At 64.8% G+C, this 1440-nt stretch carries 1 protein-coding gene; it reads right to left on the bottom strand.

The window, feature by feature from the left end:
* Positions 1 to 96: 96 nt before the first annotated feature.
* The gene (locus EB084_25355) at positions 97 to 1179 is read right to left on the bottom strand and encodes a hypothetical protein (protein NDD31592.1); all 1083 of its coding nucleotides are present in this window, start codon (positions 1177 to 1179) and stop codon (positions 97 to 99) included.
* Positions 1180 to 1440 lie beyond the last annotated feature (261 nt).

The following is a 1440-nucleotide window of genomic DNA, read 5'->3' as shown; positions in this document are numbered from 1 at the left end:
GGCGGCGCGGGTCGGGGTAGAACTGGTTGAGGCGCGCTGTCTGAATCAGTGCGTCGAGACGGCACAGGTAGCGTGCGAGCCCCTCGCCCTCGAGGATCACGGGGCTTCGGCGTTCCCCTGGCGCGCCTGGTGCAGCAGGGTGTACTCCTTCTGGGCCAGCTCGAGGGTCTCGTCGATGCGCTTCTCCATGATCTCGCGCTCGGCCGCCAGGTTCGATTCGACCAGGGCCTTGGTGGCGTCGTCGTACACCTTCATCTGGCTGGTGAGCCGCTCGACGTTCTGGGTGAGGAAGAGACTCGTCTGGCTGGCCAGCGACGCCACCTTGTTGACGCTCGTGCGCAGCGACGCCAGCGACGTCTGCATGTCGAGGGTGAGCTCACTGGCCTGGGTGGCCGTGGCCAGCCCGCTCAGGTTGCCCCGCAGCTCGTCGAGGATCTCCTGACCGCTGTCGTGCAGCGTGGTCATGTTCGCGTGCAGGTTCATGAGCATCTCGAGGAAGTTGTTGTTCATCGACACGATGCTGGCGATGCGGTCTTCGGCGTTGCTGTAGAGGCGCAGCTGCGCGCCATGCTCCCAGATCTCGCGCTTGAGCTCGTCGATGGCGGCCTGCTTCTCACGGCGGGCGGCTCCCTGCTCGGCGGGGATCCCGGCCAGCTCGTCTTCAAGGCCGCGCATCTGGTTGCGCAGGTCGAGCAGGAGGGCGGCGGCCTTCTCCTCGTTGTGGGCGGCCACCACCATCTTCTTGTTGAGGCGAGTGACGTCGTCGCGCAGGCCGTTGATGCGCATCTCGATCTGGTCGAGGAACTGACCCACCTGGGCGGTGCGCAGCTCGGCCACGTGGATCTTGTCGCGCAGCAGCTCGCTGATGGGGCGGTCGGCCACGTAGTCGTTGAGCACGGGGATCTTCTCGAGCAGCCCCCGGAAGTTCGTCGACACCTGCGACGGGTCGAGGGAGATCATGCTGCGCATGTACTCCCAGGCGGTCTTCTGCTCGGTGAGGTCCTTGTTCATCTCACGCGCGATGTCGTCGTGCGTCTTGCGCAGCTGCTCGAGCTCTTGCAGGTCGTTGCCGTGCTTGTCTTGATACTGCTTGACCAGCCCCTGCAGGCTCTCGCGGCTGTATTCCTCGCCGTCGTAGACGACCTTCGAGCGGCCTGCGCTGTTGAGATTCTCGCTCATGCACCTCTCCCTGGGGGTAAGTCTGAGGGACTGGGGGTCAGTCAGTCGATGGGAATGAGATTCGAACAGGGCCAGACGGCCTCCTCCAGCGCGCGCGGGGGGCGCATCACGCTCGTTTCACGCGCATTTGAGGCGCTTTCGAATCTCGGCGTGGTACTCTCTGGCGCGGTTCGCGGTTTGACGGGCCGATCACGGAGGAGTCGCAAAATGCAGATCACGACACGGGTTGCACCACCACAGGGCACATCGAGGCGGGCGGTT

The organism is Pseudomonadota bacterium, from assembly GCA_010028905.1.
Classification (GTDB): domain Bacteria; phylum Vulcanimicrobiota; class Xenobia; order RGZZ01; family RGZZ01; genus RGZZ01.
Note: the sequence above shows the minus strand (reverse complement) of the source record. Positions and strands in the feature narration are given on the sequence as shown.

Coding starts and splice junctions, on each gene's coding strand:
- EB084_25355 (NDD31592.1), bottom strand. CDS start 1,179: ATGAGCGAGAATCTCAACAGCGCAGGCCGCTCGAAGGTCGTCTACGAC.